The sequence below is a fragment of the Microbulbifer variabilis genome, assembly GCF_052467165.1.
Genome location: NZ_CP174301.1, coordinates 536,269 through 559,865 on the forward strand (window position 1 = coordinate 536,269; position 23,597 = coordinate 559,865).

The 23,597-nt window shown below is 49.2% G+C and carries 24 protein-coding genes; 8 read left to right on the forward strand and 16 right to left on the reverse strand.

Features of this window, described 5'->3' with window-relative positions; genetic code table 11:
• Window positions 1–79 precede the first annotated feature (79 nt).
• The 4 genes from ACJJIP_RS02335 to ACJJIP_RS02350 are packed head-to-tail and all read left to right on the forward strand — an operon-like array spanning window position 80 to window position 2,853.
• Entirely contained in the window at window positions 80–310 is a 231-nt protein-coding gene (locus tag ACJJIP_RS02335; protein WP_020414570.1) for a hypothetical protein, read from the forward strand.
• 2 nt (window positions 311–312) lie between these two features.
• Window positions 313–1,242 carry a sodium-dependent bicarbonate transport family permease gene (locus ACJJIP_RS02340; protein ID WP_020414571.1) on the forward strand — a complete coding sequence of 310 codons (930 nt, stop codon included), beginning with the start codon at window positions 313–315 and terminating at the stop codon, window positions 1,240–1,242.
• 6 nt (window positions 1,243–1,248) lie between these two features.
• The gene (gene purE, locus ACJJIP_RS02345; protein WP_020414572.1) at window positions 1,249–1,740 is read left to right on the forward strand and encodes a 5-(carboxyamino)imidazole ribonucleotide mutase; all 492 of its coding nucleotides are present in this window, start codon (window positions 1,249–1,251) and stop codon (window positions 1,738–1,740) included.
• 6 nt (window positions 1,741–1,746) lie between these two features.
• A complete protein-coding gene (locus ACJJIP_RS02350; RefSeq protein ID WP_282952448.1) occupies window positions 1,747–2,853 on the forward strand; it encodes a 5-(carboxyamino)imidazole ribonucleotide synthase in 1,107 nt (368 codons plus the stop codon).
• A gap of 28 nt (window positions 2,854–2,881) precedes the next feature.
• Here the strand turns inward: ACJJIP_RS02350 and mnhG are convergent, their stop codons facing one another.
• From mnhG to ACJJIP_RS02420, 14 genes are all read right to left on the reverse strand, one after another.
• Window positions 2,882–3,229, reverse strand: a complete 348-nt coding sequence (gene mnhG, locus ACJJIP_RS02355; protein WP_282952449.1) for a monovalent cation/H(+) antiporter subunit G — start codon at window positions 3,227–3,229, stop codon at window positions 2,882–2,884.
• Window positions 3,213–3,551 carry a cation:proton antiporter gene (locus ACJJIP_RS02360; RefSeq protein ID WP_020414575.1) on the reverse strand — a complete coding sequence of 113 codons (339 nt, stop codon included), beginning with the start codon at window positions 3,549–3,551 and terminating at the stop codon, window positions 3,213–3,215. Before ACJJIP_RS02360 ends, mnhG begins: the two co-directional genes overlap by 17 nt.
• Entirely contained in the window at window positions 3,551–4,024 is a 474-nt protein-coding gene (locus ACJJIP_RS02365) for a Na+/H+ antiporter subunit E (RefSeq protein ID WP_444900968.1), read from the reverse strand. The genes ACJJIP_RS02360 and ACJJIP_RS02365 overlap by 1 nt, the downstream gene beginning before the upstream one ends.
• Before the next feature lie 2 nt (window positions 4,025–4,026).
• Window positions 4,027–5,550, reverse strand: a complete 1,524-nt coding sequence (locus ACJJIP_RS02370) for a Na+/H+ antiporter subunit D (protein ID WP_444946148.1) — start codon at window positions 5,548–5,550, stop codon at window positions 4,027–4,029.
• Window positions 5,547–5,921 (reverse strand): Na+/H+ antiporter subunit C, encoded by a 375-nt coding sequence (locus ACJJIP_RS02375; RefSeq protein ID WP_020414578.1) that lies wholly within the window; start codon window positions 5,919–5,921, stop codon window positions 5,547–5,549. Before ACJJIP_RS02375 ends, ACJJIP_RS02370 begins: the two co-directional genes overlap by 4 nt.
• A gap of 1 nt (window position 5,922) precedes the next feature.
• Entirely contained in the window at window positions 5,923–6,342 is a 420-nt protein-coding gene (locus ACJJIP_RS02380; RefSeq protein WP_020414579.1) for a Na+/H+ antiporter subunit B, read from the reverse strand.
• Complete coding sequence (gene mbhE / locus ACJJIP_RS02385) at window positions 6,339–8,624, reverse strand: hydrogen gas-evolving membrane-bound hydrogenase subunit E (protein ID WP_444946149.1); 2,286 nt, start codon at window positions 8,622–8,624, stop codon at window positions 6,339–6,341. The genes ACJJIP_RS02380 and mbhE overlap by 4 nt, the downstream gene beginning before the upstream one ends.
• Window positions 8,625–8,778: 154 nt before the next feature.
• Entirely contained in the window at window positions 8,779–9,474 is a 696-nt protein-coding gene (locus tag ACJJIP_RS02390) for a pirin family protein (RefSeq protein WP_444946150.1), read from the reverse strand.
• Between the two features lie 91 nt (window positions 9,475–9,565).
• On the reverse strand, window positions 9,566–10,471 hold the full coding sequence (locus tag ACJJIP_RS02395) for a LysR family transcriptional regulator (RefSeq protein ID WP_444946151.1): 906 nt from the start codon (window positions 10,469–10,471) through the stop codon (window positions 9,566–9,568).
• Window positions 10,472–10,692: 221 nt separating this feature from the next.
• A complete protein-coding gene (locus tag ACJJIP_RS02400) occupies window positions 10,693–11,679 on the reverse strand; it encodes a glutathione S-transferase family protein (protein WP_444946152.1) in 987 nt (328 codons plus the stop codon).
• A gap of 79 nt (window positions 11,680–11,758) precedes the next feature.
• On the reverse strand, window positions 11,759–12,190 hold the full coding sequence (locus ACJJIP_RS02405) for a DoxX family protein (RefSeq protein WP_444946153.1): 432 nt from the start codon (window positions 12,188–12,190) through the stop codon (window positions 11,759–11,761).
• A gap of 325 nt (window positions 12,191–12,515) precedes the next feature.
• On the reverse strand, window positions 12,516–13,253 hold the full coding sequence (locus ACJJIP_RS02410; protein ID WP_444946154.1) for an OmpW/AlkL family protein: 738 nt from the start codon (window positions 13,251–13,253) through the stop codon (window positions 12,516–12,518).
• A 291-nt stretch (window positions 13,254–13,544) separates the two neighbouring features.
• Window positions 13,545–16,580: a DUF2339 domain-containing protein gene (locus ACJJIP_RS02415; protein WP_444946155.1), complete on the reverse strand. Its 3,036-nt coding sequence runs from the start codon at window positions 16,578–16,580 to the stop codon at window positions 13,545–13,547.
• 201 nt (window positions 16,581–16,781) lie between these two features.
• Window positions 16,782–16,922, reverse strand: coding sequence for a DUF5329 family protein (locus ACJJIP_RS02420; RefSeq protein WP_444946907.1), 141 nt, complete (start codon window positions 16,920–16,922; stop codon window positions 16,782–16,784).
• A gap of 445 nt (window positions 16,923–17,367) precedes the next feature.
• Between ACJJIP_RS02420 and ACJJIP_RS02425 the strand changes: the two genes are divergently transcribed.
• The 3 genes from ACJJIP_RS02425 (at window position 17,368) to ACJJIP_RS02435 (ending at window position 19,665) form a co-directional block, all read left to right on the forward strand.
• On the forward strand, window positions 17,368–18,000 hold the full coding sequence (locus ACJJIP_RS02425) for a hypothetical protein (RefSeq protein ID WP_444946156.1): 633 nt from the start codon (window positions 17,368–17,370) through the stop codon (window positions 17,998–18,000).
• A gap of 560 nt (window positions 18,001–18,560) precedes the next feature.
• Window positions 18,561–18,971 (forward strand): thioredoxin family protein, encoded by a 411-nt coding sequence (locus ACJJIP_RS02430; RefSeq protein WP_040629156.1) that lies wholly within the window; start codon window positions 18,561–18,563, stop codon window positions 18,969–18,971.
• Window positions 18,964–19,665 carry a cytochrome c biogenesis CcdA family protein gene (locus ACJJIP_RS02435; protein ID WP_444946157.1) on the forward strand — a complete coding sequence of 234 codons (702 nt, stop codon included), beginning with the start codon at window positions 18,964–18,966 and terminating at the stop codon, window positions 19,663–19,665. Before ACJJIP_RS02430 ends, ACJJIP_RS02435 begins: the two co-directional genes overlap by 8 nt.
• 184 nt (window positions 19,666–19,849) lie before the next feature.
• On the opposite strand, the gene ACJJIP_RS02440 is transcribed toward ACJJIP_RS02435, so the two are convergent.
• Window positions 19,850–20,974, reverse strand: a complete 1,125-nt coding sequence (locus tag ACJJIP_RS02440; protein ID WP_444946158.1) for an alkene reductase — start codon at window positions 20,972–20,974, stop codon at window positions 19,850–19,852.
• 36 nt (window positions 20,975–21,010) lie between these two features.
• Window positions 21,011–22,501, reverse strand: coding sequence for an aldehyde dehydrogenase family protein (locus tag ACJJIP_RS02445; protein WP_444900975.1), 1,491 nt, complete (start codon window positions 22,499–22,501; stop codon window positions 21,011–21,013).
• A gap of 142 nt (window positions 22,502–22,643) precedes the next feature.
• On the opposite strand from ACJJIP_RS02445, the gene ACJJIP_RS02450 reads away from it, so the two are divergent.
• Window positions 22,644–23,534, forward strand: coding sequence for a LysR family transcriptional regulator (locus tag ACJJIP_RS02450; protein WP_444946159.1), 891 nt, complete (start codon window positions 22,644–22,646; stop codon window positions 23,532–23,534).
• Window positions 23,535–23,597: the final 63 nt, after the last annotated feature.

Here is a 23,597-nt window from a genome sequence, read left to right on the forward strand (position 1 = left end):
ACATAATAATTATCTATTTTTATCTATCAATAGTCCTATCGATAATGCGCCCACTTAATAAACAGCGGGGGCCTCTTTGATGCATAAGTCACAACTTTATTTTGGCGCGTCTGTTGGATTACTGGTCATGTTTGTTGGCTGGACCCTGACACTGGCCGGTATCGTAGCCGGAGCCCTCATGGCTGTTGGTCTCCTGGTGTTACTTGCCAACGTCGGTTACTGGTTTACCAGTCGAAGCCGCCGGCGAATCAGGGTGGATATCGCCAGACAGGAGCGACAGCCAGTACGATCCCAGCGCCGGAAGTACTGAAAATGCAACTCGATATTGTTGTAGGTTTCTTCCTGCTGGGTGCACTGGCACAGTTGGTTCGCAGTGACCTGCGCCTGCCAACTGGCCTCTACCAAAGCTGTGTGATCTTCCTGTTGCTGGCTATCGGCCTCAAGGGTGGTGCGGCACTCAGTACCTATTCTGCCGCTACCCTGGTACCACAATCACTGGCTGTTCTGGCTTTTGGTGCCTTGCTACCTCTGTTGGCTTTCCCGGTCCTTCACTGGATTGGCAAGTGGTCCCGCCTCGATGCCGCAGCCACAGCTGCCCATTATGGTTCCGTCAGTGTCGCGACTTACGCTGTGGCTGTTGCACTTCTCAATTCACGCGGTATTGAATACGAGGCTTACTTCCCTCTGTTTGTCGCTTTGTTGGAAGTTCCTGCAATTGTGGTGGGCATTCTGCTGGCGAGGCAGTCTGCTAAAGACGCTGGCACCGGCAAGCTGTTTCACGAGCTGACCTGTAACCAGGGCGTTCTCTTGCTTCTTGGCGGTATTGTTATTGGTGCCTGGGCTGGAGAGCGTACTGCGTCTGTCATGCCTTTCTTTGGTCAATTATTTCACGGCGTTCTCGCCCTGTTCTTATTGGAGATGGGGCGGGTAGCCGCGGCGCGTCTCCGAGACGTAAAGGGGCAGGGCGCATTCCTGCTCAGCTTCGGCATCTTCATGCCTTTGATGGGTGGCGTTGCGGGGGGAGTTCTCGGCTCCCTGCTCGGTCTTTCTGCCGGAGGCGTCTTCCTGCTAGCGGTGTTGGGCAGCAGTGCTTCCTATATCGCAGTGCCTGCAGCGATGGCCGTAGCTCTGCCCCAGGCTAATGCCAGTGTTTCGATCACCTTGTCTCTGGCAATCACATTTCCTTTTAACGTGCTGGTGGCGATCCCCGTCTATCTGGCCTTCATCCAACACTGGAGTTAACTGCAAGTGAAGTCTCTGCCTTTTGAAAAAGTCACCATCGTAATGGGGTCGCGCTCGGATTGGGCCACCATGTCCAATGCGACCAAGCCTCTTACAGAGCTGGAGGTCCCCTTCGCTACCGCCGTAGTTTCTGCCCACAGAACCCCCCAGCGTTTAGTGGAATTTGCCAGTGAGGCACATAAAAAAGGTACCCAGGTGATTATCGCTGGTGCTGGTGGCTCTGCGCACTTACCGGGCATGATTGCTGCCATGAGCCCGCTGCCGGTGATTGCTGTCCCTGTTGAGAGCCGTTTTATGACTGGTATGGACAGCCTGCTTTCGATTGTACAGATGCCACGGGGTGTTGCCGTTGCCACTCAGGCAGTAGGTGCTTCCGGCGCTTTTAATGCGGGCCTGATGGCAGCACAGATGTTGTCATTGAGCGATGCAGGTCTGCAGCAGCGCCTGATTGCCTGGCGGGAGCAGCAAAGTGAGCAAGTTCCTCTGTCTGTGGAGTAAGGCACTGTGAGTGAGCGCACCAGACATATCGCTATAGTTGGCTGTGGGCAGCTGGCACAGATGATGGCGCAGGAGGGCCAGCCCCTCGGTATCACTTTCAGCTTCCTCGCCGAGGAAGGGGAAAACACCAGCTGTGTCGAAGGGCTTGGAGAGCTGGTCAAGCTTGAAGAGCATGAGAGCGGGGAGGTTTTGTATCAAGCCTTGGGCCGGCCAGAGGTAATTACTGCCGAGCGAGAGCAGGTGGATGTGGCCTTGTTGCGAAAGTTACAGCAGTTTTGCCCGGTTTATCCCGATCCCCATATCTTTGAAAAAGCCCAGCACCGCCTGCGGGAAAAGTTAGCACTGACCGAGAGCGGTCTTCCAGTGGCGTCCTTTGTACCGGCGCTGGGGGCTGATGAATTACGTCGCGCCCTTGGCACCCTGGGCTATCCAGTATTTATTAAAAGCTGTGAAAATGGCTACGATGGGAAAAACCAATGGCGGGTTAAAAACCAGGCGCAACTTGAAGATGCTATCGAAGAAGCTCAGAGCCAAGCTTGCGTGGTGGAAGCAGCGGTGGATTTTTCCTGTGAAGTTTCCCTGGTTGGAGTGCGCTCTGTATCCGGGGAAGTAAAAACCTATCCCCTGACTGAAAACCTTCATCGCCAGGGCACTCTTCTGGTTTCAAAGGCGCCGTTTCATGACTTCCAGCTAATGAGTCAGGCCCAATCCTACCTGGATAAACTGATGCGTGACTGGGACTATGTAGGCGCGCTGACCCTGGAATGTTTCGTGACAACTGAGGGATTGATCGTTAACGAAATAGCGCCGCGGGTCCATAACAGTGGCCACTGGACCCTGGTGGGAGCAGAGACCAGTCAATTTGCCAACCACCTGCGCGCCATTCTCGATATGCCGCTGGGGGATACACAATGCTCCAGCCCAACTGCCATGATTAATATGCTCGGAGTGAATAAATCACCCTCGCAGAAAAATGAAGGCGTATGGCTTTATGGCAAAAGCCTGAGAGAGGGACGCAAGATGGGGCATGTCATCCTTGTCGATGACTGTTCCCATCGACTTTCCCAGCGTAGTGATGCAGTTATCGCTGAACTGTATTCTAAGGGCCACTAATTTAGGGGCTCCTCGAAAGGACTTTCGGTTAACGGAGGTCCCTTTTCGGATTTTTGAAACGGGGGCGGGCTGATGCTCCCCGCCACATAGGGGTACCAACCCGGTAGGCTGCGCGTGCGATCATATGCACGCCCACCGGCACCGTGAGTAGCAGGAACAGGATTGCAGCCACCGCCCGTGCCGTAACCTGGGTATCATGGAACAGGGTGGCTACTCCGGCCAGTAAAAGACCACAGCACAGGGTAGCAGCCTTACCGGAAGTACTCATGCGAGTGTAAAAATCCGGCATGCGCAGTAATCCCAGGGCGGCACTGAACCCAAAAGTACTTCCTACCAGTATCAATGCTGCAATAAAAACCTCATCGAAAACTACCACCACCGCCCCCTTCGTGAATCACGGTTTTCTTGCCACTTTTTTCGATAAAACGCGCGAAGGCCACACTGACCAGAAATGCCACAAGTGCCAGTGCAATAGCCGCATCCAGGTATACAGGCTGTCCTGAAGCAATTGCCAATAGTGCACAGTATGCGACGGCGAGAATATTTAATACATCCAGGGCAACAACTCTATCGGCTAACGTAGGCCCAAAAAATATTCGCAAAAAGCACATTGCCAGGGCCAAAAGTAACATCAGTGAAGAGATGTTAATCGCCCCTACAATAATGGGGGAGTGTATGTCGGCAATAGTAATTGGCATCAGGAAAAGGCCTCCCTTACCCGCTTTTCGAAACCCTGGTGAATTTCCTCGCGAAAAGCTTCCGGATCATCCACAAACATGGTGTGAACCAAAAGTTCAGAGTGGTCTTTGGTAATTTCCAGCACCATGGTTCCCGGAGTTAGCGAGATTAAATTAGTGAGAATAAAAATTTGGTTGCGATCAGTGATTTTCAGGGGGATACGCACGACCATGGGGCGGCTCTTTAGTTTGGGTGAAAATACCTCATAGGCAGCACGCAGGCTGGACAGTATCAGCTCCTGAATGAAAAAAAAGGACAAGTGGGCGAAGCGCGGCAGGCGATAAAAATACTTACTTCCCCCGGGTAAACTGGGGGATACCCTCAGTGCCAAGTAACCAATTAAAAAACCAAAACAGAAATTCGTCAGTGTCGCATTACCGGTAAGTGCGGACCAGCTGATGGCCAATAACAGATTGAGTAAAAATACGCGCATACTCAGTGGTTTCCTGTGTACTGGGCGGAACCCTCGCCCAAAACCGCATCCAGATATTCCCGGGGTTCCAGAAGCTCATTTGCGGCCCCTAGGGAGTAATCAATAAAAGGCTCTGGAACCAGCCCCAGCCCTAAGGTAATGAATGCTAACAGGGCAACAGGTAGCAGGCGCTGTAACCTCTCAGTACGTGGTATCTCATACAAATTGCTACAGTAGCTTTTGGGGTGGTCCTTCCAGAAAACCTCTGCCCAGATCTTACTCATGGAATATAGGGTTAGAGCGCCGGTAATTAGCGCAACAGCTGCCACAAGGTAAGCCGCCTGGTCCATGCTGGCTTTTAATAACAATAGTTTGGCCCAAAAACCCGACAGAGGAGGAAAGCCGGCAAGACTGAAAGCGGCAATAAAGAAAAAGGTAGAAAGCAGAGGGCTGGCTTGATAAACACCACCGATTTCGCTCAATTCATAGCTGCCTGTAAGGCGCTGGGCGGTACCGCTGATCAGGAACAGGTTAGTTTTGGCAACAATATTATGCACCATGTAAAACACTGATCCGGCCAGTGCCAAGGGGGAGTTGAGAGCCAGCCCAAGCACCAGGAAACCGATCTGGCTAATGATATGGAATGCAAGGATTTTGCGAAATTCATATTGGGCGGCAGCGCCCAGTACGCCGGTTAGCATGGTGAGTAATGCTGCCCCCAAAAGGATATTGTGGGTAAAGCCCAGGTCTGTAGGGAAAATCAGGGTAAAGGTTCTTATCAGCGCGTAGACTCCAACTTTCGTAAGCAGCCCGGCAAATACAGCGGTTACTGCCACAGGTGGGGCATGATAAGAAGCTGGCAGCCAGAAAAATAATGGAAAGATAGCTGCTTTGATCCCAAAAGCACTGATAAACAATACCGCCAGGGCAGATACAGCCACCGGATTGTCGACCGTGGCCAGGGATATATGCAGCTGTGCCATATTTAGGGTGCCGGTCAACCCGTAAATCATACCAATGGATGTGAGCATCAGCAGGGTGGACACAAGATTCAGCGCGACATATTTAATACCGCCATCCAGCTGGATACGATCTCCCCCCAAAACCAGCAAGGCAAATGAGGCGATTAGCATCACCTCAAACCAGACATACAAATTAAACAGGTCTCCGGTAATAAAGCTTCCGCAAACGCCTGCCAATAAAAGCTGGAAGAAGCTGTGAAATCCCAGCTTTACCCGTTTTTCATCAATGTCTGAGAGTGAAAATAATGAAACGCAGAGCCCTACAATTGCACTGATTAGCAACATTACTGCACTCAGACGATCAGCTACCAGGGTAATCCCAAAGGGAGCCGCCCAATCCCCCATTTGGGCCGCGCGCGGACTGCCGGTTTCCACCAGTATCATAATGGCGATTGCTATTCCCAGCATCAGCACACAGCCGCAAATAGAAATTGAGCCGCAGAGCAAAGGGCGCCCGCGCGCAGGAAAAGCGGCAAGTGCGGTGAAGATGGGAATCAGGAAGGGCAGGGCGAGTAACCAGCTCAAGGGGATTTTTTCCTCTTGGGCTTCACCGGCTCCGCAATGCGCATGGAGTCCACATCAAGGGTACCCAGCACTTTATAGGCCTGGGCGATTAATGCCAGGGCAAAGGCCAACAGACCAAAACCGATTACAATGGCAGTCAGGATAAGTGCCTGGGGCAGGGGGTTCGCTACAGGCATAGGCGGTACTTCCAGCCCTTTGGGAACCAGGGCCGGAGCCGCGCGGGTTAATCTACCGGTAATAAATATGGCCAGATTGGCGGCGTTACTGATGAGTATTAACCCGAACAGGTAGTGCAGCAGATCCCTGGCCAGCATCAGATAGACTCCGGTGGCAATCAATATGCCAACCACAAGTGCGAGGGGACCCTCCATATTAACCAGCCTCTTCCAGGGCAAAAATCAGGGTGAGTACAGCGCCGAGTACCGCCAGGTAAACGCCAATATCAAAAATTAGTACATTGCTGATGGAGATACCGCCCGAGTTTTTATCGCCGATAAGTTGAAACCATTGGCCCGAGAAAGGCGCTTCTCCTTTAAAAGCTGCGAGCATACCGGACAGTGCCGAAATCAATACGCCACTCATTGCCAGGTTTCCGGGAGGAACCCGCAGTGCTCGCTGGGCCGCTTCCATACCCCAGGCTATGGCAAAGAGTGCAAATGCCGAAGCGGCAATTAACCCGGCAATAAAACCCCCTCCAGGATAATTGTGGCCGCGCAAGAGCATATATACCGAGAAAACCAGAATGAGCGCCACAAGCACTCGGGTTGCTGTTTGCAATATCAGAGAGTTCATTGTGGCCCCCGCCGTAATTGATGGCCCAGCAGCGTTACTGCCGCTACGGCAGCAGTAAATACCACAATGATTTCTCCGAAGGTATCCAGCGCGCGGAAGTCCACTAGGATGACATTGACAATATTACGCCCATGAGCCTCGGGCACTGCGGCCTGCTCAAAGAAGTCACTGGTAGGACTATCGAAGGGTGTTTGTAATACGGCAAGAATACTCAAAGTCACCAACAGGCCGACCATGCCACCCAAAAGGGCATCTCTAGGGCGAAAGCGGATTTTTCTACCGGGGCTGAATACTGGCAGGCGAGGCAGTATTGCGGCAACCAATACCAAATATAGGGTTTCAACCAGGAGCTGGGTAATAGCTACATCCGGAGCACCAAAGAACAGATAGATTAATGCAACTCCAACACCCAGGGCCCCGAGAGCGCATATTGCAATTAATGGTTTGCGTGCTGTACCCGCCATAAAAGCTCCACCCACGGTAAGTAGAAGGGCGGCCCATTCTTTCAGGTTCAGACGCGGCCAGTTGTATTCCAGTGGGAATTGCCCCGATCGTAACAAGGCATAGGAAAGGAATATCGAAACGGTCACAAAAATGACCGTCAAATAACGCCGCATAACCCCGTTTTGCAATATCCGGGTCTGGAAAGCCGCAAAGGACCTCAACAGCTCCAGGGACTTGTCCCACAGTAGATCGGCACTGGTAGGCGCATGTTTGAAATCCCATGCCAGCCAAGCCCGCAGGTGGCGTAAGCCCAGATACATAGTGACCCCAAGACCAAAGGTCAATATGCTCATTAACAGAGGAATATTAATCCCGTGCCAGAGGCGTAAATCGATACTCTCTGGAATACCCAGTACAGCAGTTAATGCAGGTTCAACAAGTCCCCCACCGACGAGATCCGGGGCAAGACCAAAGGTAAGTCCCAGAAAGCTGAGAATTAGTGGACTTATCCATAAGCCAAGCGATGCCTCGTGGACTTTGGGTAGGTTGTGTGGGTATTTTCCCAGGAAGGGTTTTAAAGCAACCATACCAGCCACGGTAACAGTGACGGCATTGGCGAATACTGCGGCAGTGGATACGAGAGCTGGTTCGGATGCCACAGCCAGCGCTCCCTCATATTTTAATTCTTTACCAATAAAGCCAAGAAATGGTGGGAATCCTGCCATAGAAAGTGCTGAGGCCAGTGCGGTAAAAAAAGTGATAGGCATGACACGTCCGAGCCCACCAAGTTTGATCATATTGCGGGTGCCAGTCTGCTTATCAATGATGCCTACCACCATGAACAGTGCAGCCTTATAAAAAGAGTGCACTATTAAAAAGGTGATAGCGGCTGCAACTGCAGCAGAGGCATCGGAACCAAGGAACATAGTCAAGGTACCGAGTGCGATCATTGTGGTGTAGGCCAGGGCAAGTTTCAGGTCGGTCTGGCGCAGAGCAGCCAATGCAGCCACTGCTGCGGTAGCCGCACCGGTACAGGTCAAAATCCACTCCCAGGTTTCTGTCTGTGCCAGAACTGGATGCAGGCGCGCCAATAGATAAATGCCTGCTTTTACCATAGTTGCAGAGTGTAGGTAGGCGCTGACAGGGGTCGGAGCTGCCATCGCATTGGGAAGCCAAAAATGGAAAGGCAGTTGTGCGGATTTGGCAAAAGATCCGATTAATATCAGTATCAGGATTGGCACATATAGTGAACTTGCGCGTACTGTCTCCCCGGAAGCGAGTACCTGCACCATATCGAAACTGCCTGTGAGTGAACCAAGCAGTATAAAACCGGCCAGTAAACACAGGCCTCCAAGGGTGGTTACCAATAGGGCCTGTAGCGCTGAGCGGCGTGCAATGGCGCTGGTGTTATTAAAGCCAATCAGCAGGTAACTGGCGATAGTGGTGATTTCCCAAAATACAAATAAAGTAATCAGATCACCGGCAAGCACCAGACCCAGCATTCCGATCATAAATAGGTAGAGATACAGATAAAAACGGCGCAGTTGCATATGTCCGCGTAAATAAGATGCGGCATAAATTGTAATAAATACGCCGATGCCACTGATGAGTAGGGCGAAAAGAAAGCTCAGACCATCAATAAAAAATAGCAGTGATACACCGAGGTCAGATACCCAGGTCACACCAAAACTAATTTCGCGACCGGCAGATATATCTGACATGTAGAACAACAGGATCAGTGTCAAAATAGTGGGGGGCACAGGAGAGAGCAGGGAGATAAGTCTCCCCGGTTCGGCTTGCCTGCTATCGCGACTATCCGTGTCGCCAACTGCACCCATCAATTGATCCCCAATTGCCTCGATCTATTTTAGGAGGGAATCGGCCAGAGAGCAGGTAGGGCGATTACTGCGCCTGATTGAAAAAATATATATTGCCGCTGATGATTACTTCGAATTGCCTTATTTCAAGAGTTGACTTTATTTTACTAAATTTTCATTGATGTGGCAGATCAAACCACAAGGCCGTTATACCATCTATACCGGCCTGTAATTGTATATCCTCTTTAAACAGTCCAAGGCCATCTCCTGCCATCATTTTATGATTGCTATTAAAAGTGGCACTCCCCCCAATCACATGTAAATATCCGGGGCGAATTCGGGTATCCAGAACCACACTTTCTCCGCTCTTCAAGTGAAGTCGATACAAACTGGCATCTTGTTGCATGGTTAGTGAATCATCACGTCCATCTGGGGTAACCAGGGGAGTCAGCTTCTTTGTTTGAATAATTGATTTTTGTTCATACCCAGGCTTGATGCCCTGGCAATTGGGTTGAATCCAAATTTGCAGGAACTTTAATCTCTGTGATGTTGAGTGATTATATTCTGAGTGGGTGATGCCTGTTCCGGCACTCATTCTTTGCACTTCTCCGGCGGGGACCACAAAACGATTCCCTTCACTGTCGACATGTTCAATAGCGCCTTCCAAGATATAGGAGATAATCTCCATATCCCTGTGGCCGTGAGTATCAAAACCTGCACCGGGACGGACGGTATCATCATTGATTACCCTCAATACAGAAAACCCCATATGCATGCGATCGTAGTAGTGTCCGAAGGAGAAAGAATGCTTGCTTTGGAGCCACCCAAAATTGGCAGTTCCTCGTTCCTGCGCCGGTCTAAAATAGTACATAACAAGATCCAAGTACTTGAATAATGGTTTTATTTATTTTATTCAAGTCTGCACCAGAGAAATATTGGATAGATAAGGATTCGCTGTTCTATTAAAGTGAATTTTCCGAAGTGGGCATATTTAGTGTCAGCAACCGTAATTCCCCTATAAATTCACGCGCAGCAGGGCCCAGGCTGTCTTGATCCCTAAAATTCAAATAAAAACTGGCTGTGCGGGATGCGCCTTTTTCCAATGGAAGACGTTTTAACATTCCGTTTTCCAATAGCGGGGCGGCAATTGGCATGGGTAGCCAGGCATACCCCATTCCCTGGCAAATCAGCTCTGTAGATGCACGCAAGCTACTTACTGTCCAGCGCTGTTCAGCGCCAAGCCACCCCGAGTCGACGCTGGTTTGTGTGGCTGAGTCCCGCACAATAATCTGTCGGTAAGATTTTAAATCATCATAGTTTAACTTTCGTTTGAATTGATGCAGAGGATGGTTGATATATGCCACTGCGATAAATTCAATCGTACAGATTTCTTCATTGAGATTGTCGGCCATTGTCATTGGTGATAAACCCAGGTCTACAGCACCTTCCTGTAACAACTCATTAGTGCCAGATAAAATGGTATCGACAATATCAATATTGGTTTGTGGGAATATTCCGGATACTTTTTCGAGAGCCTTAAATACCACTTGCTGGGGGAAGGCACCATCTACAGCGATACGCAGCTCAGATTCCACACCACTGCTAAGAGACTCCGCAATTGCCTCTATACGGGATACTTCATCCAGTAAGTACTTTCCACGGCGCAACATCAGCTGGCCAGCTTCAGTCAATGTAACTCTGCGCCCGGTTACTTCAAAAAGCTTTACACCCAGTGCCGTCTCCAGATTCCCTACCGCATGGTGAATACTCGATTGGCTTTTATGCACCACTGAAGAGGCCTGGTTGAAACCTCCCGCATCCACCACAGCCTTAAACATACGCCATTGCTCCAGGGTGGTTTTCTGCATGGGTGCCTTCTCCCGTTGATCATTTAACTTGATGCCTATGGCAGGATAAGTTGTCGAAGGGCTACTCTAATGTTCGCCAGAATCGAATGATAGTCAGAATTATAGAAAGATTTGTTCGAAAATTTAGATGGGTGGCGACGACATTGCCCATGATTGAGTAAAAGTGGCCGCAGAGCGGCCGAGGTTGGGGTTAGTCCTGAGGTGGGGCCGGGCTTAAAGATTTATCTTACGGGGAACCTGTTGCGGTCGTGGGGGCTACTGTAATCGATAGCGGGCCCCACCGGTACAACCTGGGTGGGGTTAATCGAAGTATGGCTGAAGTAGTAATGGCGCTTGATATGGTGAAAATCTACAGTTTCGGCTACACCGGGCCATTGATACAGCTCGCGCACATAGTTACGGATATTAGGGAAGTCATCCAAGCGCTGACGGTTGCACTTAAAATGCCCATGATAGACTGCATCAAAGCGTATTAGTGTGGTAAACAAACGCCAGTCTGCTTCAGTGATTTGATCACCGGTAAGATAGCGCTGTTGGCTCAGACGTGTTTCCACATGGTCCATTGATTTGAATAATTTGTCGTAGGCTTCCCCATAAGCGGCCTGGGTGGTAGCGAAGCCACAGCGATAAACTCCGTTGTTAATATTCTCGTAGATCTCATGATTAATAACCTCAATTTCATCGCGCTTTTGCCGTGGGAAAAAGTCTGTTTGATCGCCAGTAATCAGATTAAACGCGCTGTTAAACATACGTATGATTTCTGAAGATTCATTGCTGACAATACAGTTCTGCTGTTTGTCCCATAGCACCGGCACAGTTACGCGCCCACTGTAATTGGCTTTGTTGTGGGTGTAGATTTGATACAGGTAATCGAATCTGAATAGGGGGTCGCCACTACTGCCTTTTTCAATATTAAAACTCCAGCCAGAGTTCAGCATATCAGGGCTTACTACCGATACGCCGATATGCCCTTCCAGCTTTTTCAGCTTGCGAAAGATCAGTGTGCGGTGGGCCCAAGGGCAAGCAAGTGATACATAGAGGTGATAACGGCCGGGCTCGGCTTTAAAGCCACCAGTTCCACTGGGCCCTGCGCTACCATCAATGGTTATCCAGTTGCGCAGTTGGGCCGCCTCTCGCTCAAAGGCGCCACCAGACTCGCTGGTGTTATACCATTGGTCCTGCCATTTTCCGCTGATTAAAAGTCCCATTTTGTACCTCTTAAAAGCCTGTAAGAGTGGGTGCAGGCCCCGATTTTCTCGGGGTTTCTGCCGTCTATTTTATGAGGAATTACTGCTTGGCTCCCTGTCTGTGAGCGTCCAGGCTCCATCGTCCAGCACCATTAGCAGCCAGTAACAGGAAGCCCCCGGCCATGGCGATGTTTTTGAAGAACATAATAAATTGCATCTGGTCAGCCAGATTGTTGTGATACAAGGCAGCGGTAATCACACTAAATCCAGCTAGGGCTAATGCAACCAAGCGAACTTGAAAGCCTGCGATCAAGGCAAGGGCGGTGCCTACTTCAAACAGTATCACCAGTGGCAGCAGGAGTTCAGGCAGGCCGCCGTAGGCCAGGTACTGGGCGCTGCCCTCGTAGTTTTGAATTTTATTGACACCTGCCAGTAAGAAAATCGCAGCCAGGCCTATACGACCAGCCAAGTCGGTAATAGCAGGAAACATGGAGTTGGTATCTTGAATTGTGCTCAGGGCGGAAGTGGTCATGGTATCGCTCCTCAATCTGTGAGTTCTAAAGTAGTGCCCCAGGGAATGGGCAACCTCTATCGATGGGGAGCAGTTTATCGGGCAGGGACAGGATGAAAATTGCTAAAAACGGGCCGTATGATTCGGGAAAATAGAATGAATGTTGAGTCTATCGGAACGCCGCAACGGGAAGTGCTTGCTCGATTAATTAAAATGAGAGTGGATTACTGAAGAGGCGAGCTACCGCCAGACTGGAAGGAAAGTCCATAACTTATTTCTTTGATGCCCAGACTGGCATTAAAAAGAAACTATTAAAATCACTCTTTCGGATTTCCGGCACTCCAAATCAGAAGTGATAACCGATACCGACCGAGAAAACAAACGGATCTATGTCCACATCGACATTGATACGGGAGTAAGCTTCCGCACCTGTATAGAAGCGGATATTTGCATCGGTATCAATATCCAGGTACCAAATAGCGGCATTAAACAGCCAACGGCTATCCTGGCCAAAGGCGATATCTATTCCAACTTCCCCAGCCAGGCCCCAAGAATCATCCAGCTTGAGTCTTGCTCGTGATTCTGCACCGAGTACAGCTTCAAAGTAATTCTGAGCCGCACGATTGATATGCTCACTTAAAAAGTGGGTGTAATTTACTCCGACACCAATGTAAGGCTGCACCCAGGATTCTGTGCATACCGGGTACCATTGCAAGGTGAGGGTAGGAGGCAGATGTTTAATGTCCCCGAGGCGCACCCGTCCGAGAGGTTCGCCAGTCACCGGGTCGGGCAGGCCGCGCACGTCGAGATCATGTTTAAATGGTAATGCTGCCAAAAGCCCCAATCCCCAGTGGTCTGCGAATAACCAAGTGCCCGTAACGCTCACGGAGTAACCGGTATCCACGTAAACCCGTGTATCAGGCAGTATGGTGCCATTTAGGCGCAGATTGTCGGAATCGTCATTGGGATCAACTGCGGCGGCGCCAACACGAACAATAAAGTCTCCTTTTTTATACTCTGCCAAAGCTTGGCTACTAATGAGTAAGGCGGCAAAAAGCGTTATTGCCAACTGAAGCCGTTTCATTTCTTGCTTCCCTGCGCATTTTATCGAAATGGAGTTACGCATTCAGTGTAGTTGGCCGGCAAATGGGCGGTTTGGGTAAGGCGTTCTTTGATGTGATAAGACGTCTTTAGCAGCAATATATAGAGGGTGATCTGTGCCAAACCTTTGTAAGTATTGCTTCAAAAGATAGAGCATATGGAGTTCTTGTATAACCCCACACAAATCATAACTAATTTAACAACTGTAAATAGTAATGGGTCTAAAAAGGCCCATTACATTTTTGAGATAAGCTGATCAGTATTTTTGGTGTTTTCATTTTCTGGGGGTCAGAAATTTCTGATACTGGAATGCAGCCCCCAGCATGCACAGTCCCACCAGCATACAGACCACAATCTTTTGTATCAGGGAAAAGTCCTGCATATCCCACAGCACAATTTTTAGTGCGGCAATGCCGAACAACATGAGTGAGAGCTTCAGTAACTTTTGGGTATCAGGTCTTAGAGTCTGGAACAGTAGCAGTGTTGCATGCACCACCAAGGCAAATGATATGGCTGGCAGCCACATGGTTTCCAGCACTTGCGCCAGCAGCGCAATATAAGCTGGGATGGCTGTAAGGTGCAGCACCCACAGGTTAAACAGCCTGCGGCCAGGCCATACGGCTCTATTGGCGAAAAAGCGCTGATAAACCAACAGTGAAGCGATTCCCAGGGCCACCAGGTTATACACTCCCAACATTGGCGCCTTAGCGGAATTGGCAATGACCGCTGCAACTTGCAACAAGGTAATAAACTCAAACAGGCGCAGACTCAGCATATAAAGGGGGGTCAACTGGTTGCGCAGCGGCGCTAATTGGGGTTTAAAAATATACAAACCGGCGAAGTACAGCTGGCATAGTAAAAGTGCCAGTGCAAAGTCACGGCTTAGCGCGTAGCTAATAATAAGTAGCGTTGCCGCGAGATAGTAAAAGGCCAATGGAAAGAGTGGCTTAAGTGCCCGATGCAGGGCCAACCGCCAATCCTGGCCGGCTGGCTTCCGCCGCAATCCCTGGCCGATCCACAACAGTGCCGCCATTGATACCAGCCCCAACAGCAACCCACTCAAGGCAAACCCTTGCCAGTTGGCAAACTCCTGCAGAGCACAACTGATTATTGCTACAAAGCTTGCGCCTGCGATCAATATGCGCAGTTCCTGTTTTAATACCTCCAGTTTCAGGTGTGTATAAAGTGCCAGGGCGATAGCGCCAGACAGCCAAACGGCGATGGGGAAGTAGTCGTTGGCCTTATAAAGTACTGTTGGTAGGAAAAATATTGGCACCAGAGCGTAAAACAGCTTGCGCAAATTGAGTGCCAGAGAGAAGCCAGTGGATTGCATATCCAGGTGTTTATACAGAGCTGCAATCATCCACAAGCTAAGGAAGGCCTCTACACTAGCGATCTTTCCGTAAGGTATTTGATCGTAGAAATGCAAGTTACCCACAATCGATGCACTCGCGAGTAGTGGGATAAACAGCAGTAAGTAATGGCTGAGTCCAAACCATTCACTAAATGCTGAACCAGTGCGCTTGCCGTGCCAGATTAAAAAGCCCATCGGTAGCAAGGCAAGCAGCCACATACCCTGGGGCCAGAGGATGCCAACAGATAGCAGAAAGCTTGCGGATAAAAACACCACAAAAGCGTTATCTGCGAAAGAGGTTAAATGGTGCTCTCTAGGAGTAATCCGATCTGCGCAGTGCTGCAACAGCCGGGTTAATGCGAAGGTGGCCGCACAGAGCGCCAACCAGTTACCCCAACCAGCATCTGCGCTTAATGACAGCAACATTGGTGCGGGAACAACTCCGCCAGCTACCCAGGTCAGAGCTTGCCACAGCATGGTAATGCCAGCTGCAGATAGGGCGATGTAACCCTCGCTTCTTACACTGATAAAACCAAAACGGGCACCGAGAAAAATCAGCAACAATCCCTCTAGGCACCAGACAATCCCCAATAAAGCGGGACTGCACAACGCAAGGATTGCCAAGCCTGCCAGTAATCCACCGTGTAGTAGAGCCATATTCTGTACAACACGGGCGGAAATGCTGATGGCGTTGTAGCCAAACAGCCAGCGTGAATAAATGGCCAGAGCCATCCAGGGTAGAAGGTTCAGCAGCCACACAATGCCCAGTGCGTTACTGTTGGGTGCCAGCGACCAGCTGATGTGGATAAACAGCACCAGGTTTGCGGCAATAATAATCAGGCGCCTTCGCTCCAGCCCTTTGGACTCTATCAATTCAGCGTTTAGACCCCGCAAGGCGTAATGGGCAAAGCCATAAAAGAAGCCGTGCAATATCAACAATGGTCCCCAGGTAGATGTAGCCCCATCCAGGTTTGAGATCGAAAACTCCAACATGCCTGCGCTCAGTACCATAGTGACGATCGCAAGCTGTGGCCAGCGTATCTGCCTGGATAAATGCAGCATCGCCAGGGCGAGTGCCAATAAATAGCTGAGGTAAACAAGTGCGGAAGGATCAAAATGATTCGCCACCAAAGGCATGGTGGCACCGCCCAGCAGGGTCACCATAGACACCACTCGTGTCTCAAATAATAGGGCCAGTAAGTAAGAGAGCCCTGTTGTCGCCACCAACAGGCCGACTCCAACAGGAACAGGCAGCAACTGATAGTAAGGCCCGGCAAAGTACCCACACAGGTAGAGAAGAATCACTCCGAGCGCTATTAATCCAGAGCCGTAGTCCGCCATATGGGGCATACGCCGGCTAAAAGTCACACCGCCAAAAGTGGTTGCCGCCGCAACCAGAAAGCCCAAGATTACCTTACCGGCCGGGCCCAAATAGTTGTTGAAAGAGAACTGCAGCAAGTATGCGAAGCCAAATACCAGTGCCAGTATGCCGGCAGCGGTCATAAAGAATACCGGGGCTTTACCCTGGCGCTGGTAATGGCGATAAAAGTTTGCAAGGGGCTCCCACACACGATTGAGCGGTTCCAGGGCTGGTGCCAATAGGCTGGCCAGGCCTTCTTGTAACCATGGAGTGGCTACTGATGGTTTACCGGCTCTCTCAGGCGTTGATTTGGATTCAGAAGATTTCGGGGTAGGAGTTGCCGTTGCTAAAGGTATGGTTGCTGAATGAGCTTGCTGAATGGTTTGGCGGGGCTTGGAGGGTGTGCCCATAAGCAGGGCCAGTTCGTCTTCTAACTCAGCAGTACTTTCTACCAAGGCTTCTTTGGTTTCTGTATCGTCCCGCCTGAGCTGTGCCTCAAGGGCGGAGAGCCGTCGTTCGAAGGTCTCCAGCCGGCGTTGATTGTCCCGCTCCAGCAGGGCGAGTTCGGCTCGAAGTGAAAGTAATTCACCTTCCATAATTACCCCATTTTTATATGGTTGCTGGGTATTATTGACTTATTATTCAAAGCAATGCTTAGGTTGGGCTGTCCAAGGTAAATGGATAAGGAGCACTGTCACTCCTCTTGCTATTTTTTCTGACGATTGAGTGTTTTCAGCCTCTAATCTGACTGCTTCAGGATACCGTGCCAATTCTTTCAAAAGCCAGCTCTGAGATTTTTACTTAGGCTGGTTTTCATACTGGATACGGTAAGGTTTGCAGCTGAAGGTATTTTTACCGGCATTGAGTTCAATAAAGTTTTTTGCATCATCAATTTTTCTAGAAAAATAATTATACTTTTTTCTACTGGCTGTAAAAATTGTATTCCTTTAACCCTGGAAAAGTGGGGATCTTGTCAGGAGGTCTACTGACCAAACTCAGCGACCGGATAGCTATGCAAATGGTTGTTAAATCTTTATCCGGGTTAATTTCGTAGGATCTTATGTAGATTCTGTTTGAAGTCAATCGATTAATAGTATTGCCTTGTTTGAATTGTGCTCGATCTGTCTGCTTATCAACCAAAATTGGCCGGCTATCAGCTTTTAGTGTAATAATGATGGCAGTAGTACCAGTTAGATCATTAATCGAACTATCTTCTTCAGGCGAAAAGTTATCTAAGAGCAAATAACAGGCCGGCCCTTTTCTCTGCCTCTTTTTACTGGGAGGCGTAAAAATTACTGGCTTTCAGTCTATTTTTTGCATCTATACAGCATCCGGTGTCTGCTATAACGAGACTCACTGTGGCTAAAAAGTCTGGTCTCCCTGATGCGCCATATAGATACTGGAACTATTGCAATAAGGCATTGCCGCCTGCGGCGACTTGAAAATTTCATTGATGTCGCTTACGCGCTCTTATTTGTCAACTTCGTTTTATATCTTCCTTCGGGAGAAGATATGGCTTGGATAAAGCTTGAATTTGGCCTTCTGAGTCTTTTAGTAGAGAATTCCCAAGAGATTTTCCGCCTATTTATTGCCGTAGGACTAACGCTCGTACAGTGGAATCTGACGCATAAATTACTTGGGCCTGTTGAGCAGTCCAATAATATCCATACTTCGCTGGTGTTATTGCAGCAGGTGGTCGTATGTTTTTATCTCTATTTTGCGATCAATGACCCTAAATTAGTTAGCATCTCGTCCACCGTTGGCCAGAGTGTATGCCTTGCTCTATCGGGATTTATCGGGCTCGCGGGCTGGCAGTATGCCCGCAAGATGGGCTTCGCTAACACATCCCTTACCAGCAATGAAAAAAATAACGTCTTCAAAAGCGCAACGACTGAACCCTTCGTCGCAGTACTTACTATTGGACTTGCATTCATCAGCCCTGTGGTTTGGTCTTTGGGTTGGCTGGTGATTCCGCTGATATTAATGGTGATACATAAAAATATTGGCCGGAAATAAAAAATCGCTAATTTAGTATTCTATGTTCATCCTTCAATAAATTAGGTTAACTTTTGAGACCTACAGATTCCCCATTCCCAACGATTAATTGGCCAGAATTCTCAGAATTCCAATGTGCATGCTTTCCTAGAGAGTAGGAGAATCTGCTTAGCCTGGCTTTGGGGCCTTTGAAATGTACTTGGCATTCCTGGCTTAGCATGACGAAATCTTTGCGTTTTTATACTTTATAGTCAGGGGCATATAATCAGCTTTTAAGAAGAATCTGGGGCTTTGAGTCATTTCTTGAGCGATTGGATTAGCTGCACATTTTCACGTCTTCCCCCCTGGATTTCTCTTTTATCCGGGGTTCAGGCTTTCCTTTGAATCCTGAGCTGGCTTGGCTTTTGGAGTGTGTTGTATCCAAACCATGGTAAATGTGGACGGCTCTACAGTAAGTATCTGTTAAGAAATTCCTCATTATGGACTGTAATAATTTGCGGCCTACGCCGACTAAGGTTGCAATGCACCCAATTTTACCTTTCTGCTGGGGTGTGCATTTTTATACCGAGGATATGATTAGCATGAAAGTTCTTCACTTATTTCTACGCTCTTTGCTTGTAACTTCCTTCCTTCTTAGCGTGCCCTTCGCATCAGCCGGAGAGCCCTTCTCTGAAGAGCGCTTCAAAGAGCTGCAAGCTGCGAAGCAACCCGTATTGATTGATGTGCGGGCAGACTGGTGCCCTACCTGCAAGAAGCAGGGCATAATTCTTGCGCAGTTCCAGAAAGATAACCCCCAGTGCGGCCTCACAATCCTTAATGTGAATTTCGACAAGCAAAAAGAGTGGGTAAAGCATTTCCGTGCGCCCAGGCAGTCAACCCTGCTGCTCTATCGTGGGGACAAGCAGGTATGGTTCAGTGTTGCTGAAACACGCGCTGATGTTATTCGCCAGAATATCTTTAACTCAGTTAAGGCCTGCGGCGAAAATGCTTGAAGTCAGCGCCATCCCCCTGGCCTTAATTGCGGGCACACTTAGTATTCTCTCCCCCTGTGTTTGGCCGCTGGTGCCAATGGTGGTTGGCGCCTCCAGCAGTGCTGGGCGCTGGGGACCTTATGCGCTCGCCGTAGGGCTCAGCTTGTCATTTGCCCTGGCTGGAACTGTACTCAGTTTCCTGCTGGTTTCTTTAGGGCTGGACCCAGAGCTATTTCGCTATATTGCTGCAATCCTGCTTGTGGCCGTTGCCCTTATTCTGCTGATCAAACCCCTTTCCGACTGGGTGACTCTGCGTTTGTCGAAAGTTACCGCAGGGGCGAGCATTACTGGTGATGGCGCCTGGGCCGGACAGTTTGGTATCGGCTTTCTCACAGGAATTATCTGGTTGCCCTGCGTAGGTCCCACGCTAGGTGCAGCAATCGCGCTTGCTTCAATGGGCCAGCAACTAGGCCAATCATTTATGGTGATGTTTTCTTTTGGGCTTGGTACCGGCGCTGCGCTACTGGTGGCAGGCGGGCTATCACGGAAAATTTATAGCCGCTTATCACCATCAGTTGGCGCTTTTGCTGTTGGTGGCAAAGTAGCACTTGGCGCCATACTTTTGTTGCTTGGGATTATGGTGTTGAGTGGCTTTGATAAAGTCCTGGAAACCTGGGCTTTGAACTGGATGCCCGAGTGGACTTTTAGTTTTTAATAATCATTTCGAAGTAAATCACTATTTAGTCGAGGTGTCCAAAGGGATTAATAGTTATTTTAGTGTCTGGAAAAACACTGAAAATTACCTCAGGAATCCAAGAAGTTATACGAGTAAGTTTAAAGCCCCAGTAACCTTCAATTACTGGGGCTTTTTTTATGTCCTGTTAAGGAACTGTTAAAAATTATGGCTGGTAAGAAGGGTAATCGGTATAGCCTTCATCGGTACCGCCATACATGGTTTCCGGGTCAACCTTATTAAGAGGCCAATCATTGCGAATACGTATGGGAAGGTCCGGATTGGCAATGAAAGGGCGGCCAAAACCAAAGATATCTCCATTACCCGCCTGCAGCACCCGCAAAGCCTTCTCTGGGGAATACTTGCCGGCATACATGATGCGCCCGCCAAAGATCTCTCGTACTTCCTGGTAGAAATTCTCAGGTAAATCCGGTGCATTATCCCAATCCGCTTCTGCTAAAGATAGGTAAGCAATTCCCGCCTCGTTCAATAGTTTGATAGCTTCGATATAGGTTGTGTGTGGGTCACTCTCCACCAGGCCAAGATAAACACGGTCCACATCGGTACTTTCAAACAGCGGAGCAAATCGAACGCCGAGACGATCATTACCTACCTCTGCTGATACCGCTGCAACAATCTCTTTGAGGAAACGCAGTCGGTTCTCCAGGCTACCGCCATACTCGTCATCGCGTTGGTTGGTATGCTCAGAAATAAACTGGTTTACAAGATAACCATTGGCACAATGCAGCTCAACACCGTCGAAGCCTGCTTCCAAAGCATTGCGTGCTGCCTGGGCATAGAGCTGCACCAGTTCTTTAACTTCTTCTGTTGTCAGCGCGCGGGGCTCACTGGGTTCAGCCAAAGCACCTTGCCCTGGCCCTGTCTCAATAAATACCTTTACCGCATCTGCTCGGATTGCAGACGGCGCAACGGGAGCCCCTCCACCCGGCTGCAGTGATGTGTGGGATACACGCCCCACATGCCAAAGCTGGGCAAAAATAATACCGCCTTGATCGTGTACGGCTTTGGTCACTTTTTTCCAGCCTTCGATCTGGTCCTGTGAATAAATTCCGGGGGTCCAGGCATAGCCCTGACCCCGGGGCTCAATTTGCGTGCCCTCTGTAACCATAAAGCCGGCACCGGCACGCTGAGCGTAGTAGTTGGCCATTAAGTCATTAGCGATGTTGCCAGGCTGTGAACTACGCGACCGGGTAAGCGGCGGCAGCACAATGCGGTTTTTCAGGGTGTAAGGGCCCAGGTTGATTTCACTGAATAGTGCTTCGTTTTTCATAACTACTTTCCTGCTAAAAGCTTATTGCAGTGAGGTTTAAAAAAGACCGTAGGGCTTTTCATTAAGACTGATAAAGATATTCTTCTTCTGCGTGTAGGCATCAATCATCGATTTATGGGTTTCACGCCCAATACCTGATTTCTTGTAACCGCCGAACGGTGCATGGGCAGGGAGTTCGTGATAGGTATTCACCCACATGCGGCCTGTTTCCACGGCTCGTGCAACGCGCAGTGCACGGTTTATATCCTGAGTCCAAACAGCACCTGCCAAGCCATAATCGGATTGGTTGGCCATCGCTATAACTTCCTCCTCAGAGGAGAAAGGAATCACTACCACCACAGGGCCAAAGATTTCCTCCTGAGCCACTTTCATAGCGTTATCGGCATGGGTAATAATTGTCGGCTCAATATAAAAACCCTGTTCCATTCCGGGTTTTTGCAGCCGCTTACCGCCGGTAAGGATCTTCGCACCTTCTTCTTTGGCAATATCTATGTAGCCAAGAATACGGTTCATTTGCGCTTCACTGATCTGGCTGCCCATCTGTGTGTTGGGGTCCATCGGATCGCCGACATTTACAGATTCAAACTTGGCTTTTAATTCAATGGTAAAACGGTCGAATATAGTTTCGTGGACAAAAAGGCGGGCACCAGATTCACAGACTTGTCCCTGGTTCAGCAGGATAGACAGGGCTCCGCCCTCCAGGGCTTTTTCCCAGTTTGTGTCGGGGAATACGATATTGGCTGACTTGCCACCCAGCTCCAATGTAGCTGGTACCAATTTATCAGCCGCAGCTTTGGCCACGTTATAGCCGATGCCAGTAGACCCGGTGAAGGCCAGCTTCGCGACTTTAGGGTGATCCAGTAAAGCCTGGCCCGCTTCTGGGCCTACGCCGGTGACAACGTTCACCACACCATCTGGTAATACTTCCTTGAAAATCTTGGTCAGCTCCAGCAGGGTGGATGAAGTCATCTCGGATGGCTTAATCACTACGGTGTTACCGGTTGCGATAGCGGGTGCAATCTTCCAGGCGGCCATCAGCAGAGGGTAGTTCCATGGGATTACCTGACCGACTACACCCATTGGCTCGCTGAATACCAAGCTCATGGTTTGATCATCAATCATCACCGCTTCGTCGCTGTGAGAGCGGATAACCCCTGCAAAGTAGCGAAAGTGGTCTATGGCCAGTGGGATATCAATATTTGAAGTTTCGCGAATTGGCTTGCCGGTTTCCAATGCCTCAAGGTGGGCGAAGAATGCTTTCTTTTCTGCAAGCATGTCTGCAATTTTGAGCAGTGCATCCTGTCGTTCAATAGCGGAAGTAAGTTTCCAGATGGGGAACGCCTTTTCTGCCGCAATGACAGCAGCATCGACATCACTTGAATCGGCCAACGGTATGCGAGTCAGTAATTCGCCTGTAGCAGGATTGAGGCTGTCCATCGTACGCCCCGAGTTGCTATTAACCCATTCACCACCAATAAATAATTTATAAGATTCCTGAGGAGCAAAGCGCTTAGTGGGTCGGCTCATATCTATCTCCAGATAATTAGAAGAGTAACTACTTGGGCTATTAAATAGCCCCAGCCAGATGTGGCTGTGCCTTACGATGGTGGGAATAATAGATAGGCAAAGATACAATTAGAAACAACTACTCTTTGTCCTGGTTACAAATATGAATGGTATAAGTCGGTTAGACCTGAAACAGCTACGTATATTGGAAGCGCTACTGCAAGAGAGAAACCTATCCCGGGTAGCCGAAAAGGTGGGGTTAACCCAGCAAGCGATAAGCGAACAGTTGCGTAAGCTGAGAGAAGTGTTTGATGACCGGCTGTTTATCCGGCAAGGCAACGGTATGGTGCCCACCCCTGTTGCTGAGCAGCTGGGAGGCAGGATCAGTAGTATTTTGAAGGATGTAGAGTCACTGCTAACCCCAATAGCGTTTGATCCGGCAACTTATAGAGGGATTTTTAGTATTAGTGCCACGGATTACGCAATTCAATCGGTACTGCCCCAGCTATTAGAGGTTGTCCGTAAATCTGCCCCGGAACTTAAAGTTATCGTCAGGGACTTTGAAACAGATAATCTCAATCAGTTAATGGTTGCTGGTGAGATCGACTTAGCGCTTACCTTTCCTGATTTCATCCCGGATGACCTGCCATACAAATTGCTATTTGAGGAGCAACATGTCTGTATAGCGGGAAAAAAGTCTCCACTGAAGAGTAAGTCATTAACGTTGGCAGACGTGGCCGAGCTTCCGCAACTGATCATTTCACCGTCACGGGCAAACCTCAAAGGATCACACGATGAGTGGTTTGCGATGCAGGGGCTAAAACGCAATATTGTTATGTCGATACCCAGCTTTTCTGCCGCTCCAGATATTATTGCAGCGACAGACACTATTGCGTTCTACCCCTCAAGACTACTACCCAACAAAAAAGTTATTCCTCTTAAGTTGGACACGCAAACACCAAAATTTGAGGTTATAGCAGCATGGCATAGTCGATCTAACCATAGCCAGCTTCATATGTGGATGGTTGAACAGCTGATGAAACTTTTTAAGTAGCCATGCAATTTAGTTGATAGAAAATAAGAGTGATATCTTGAATTAAATCGAGGTAGGAAAATA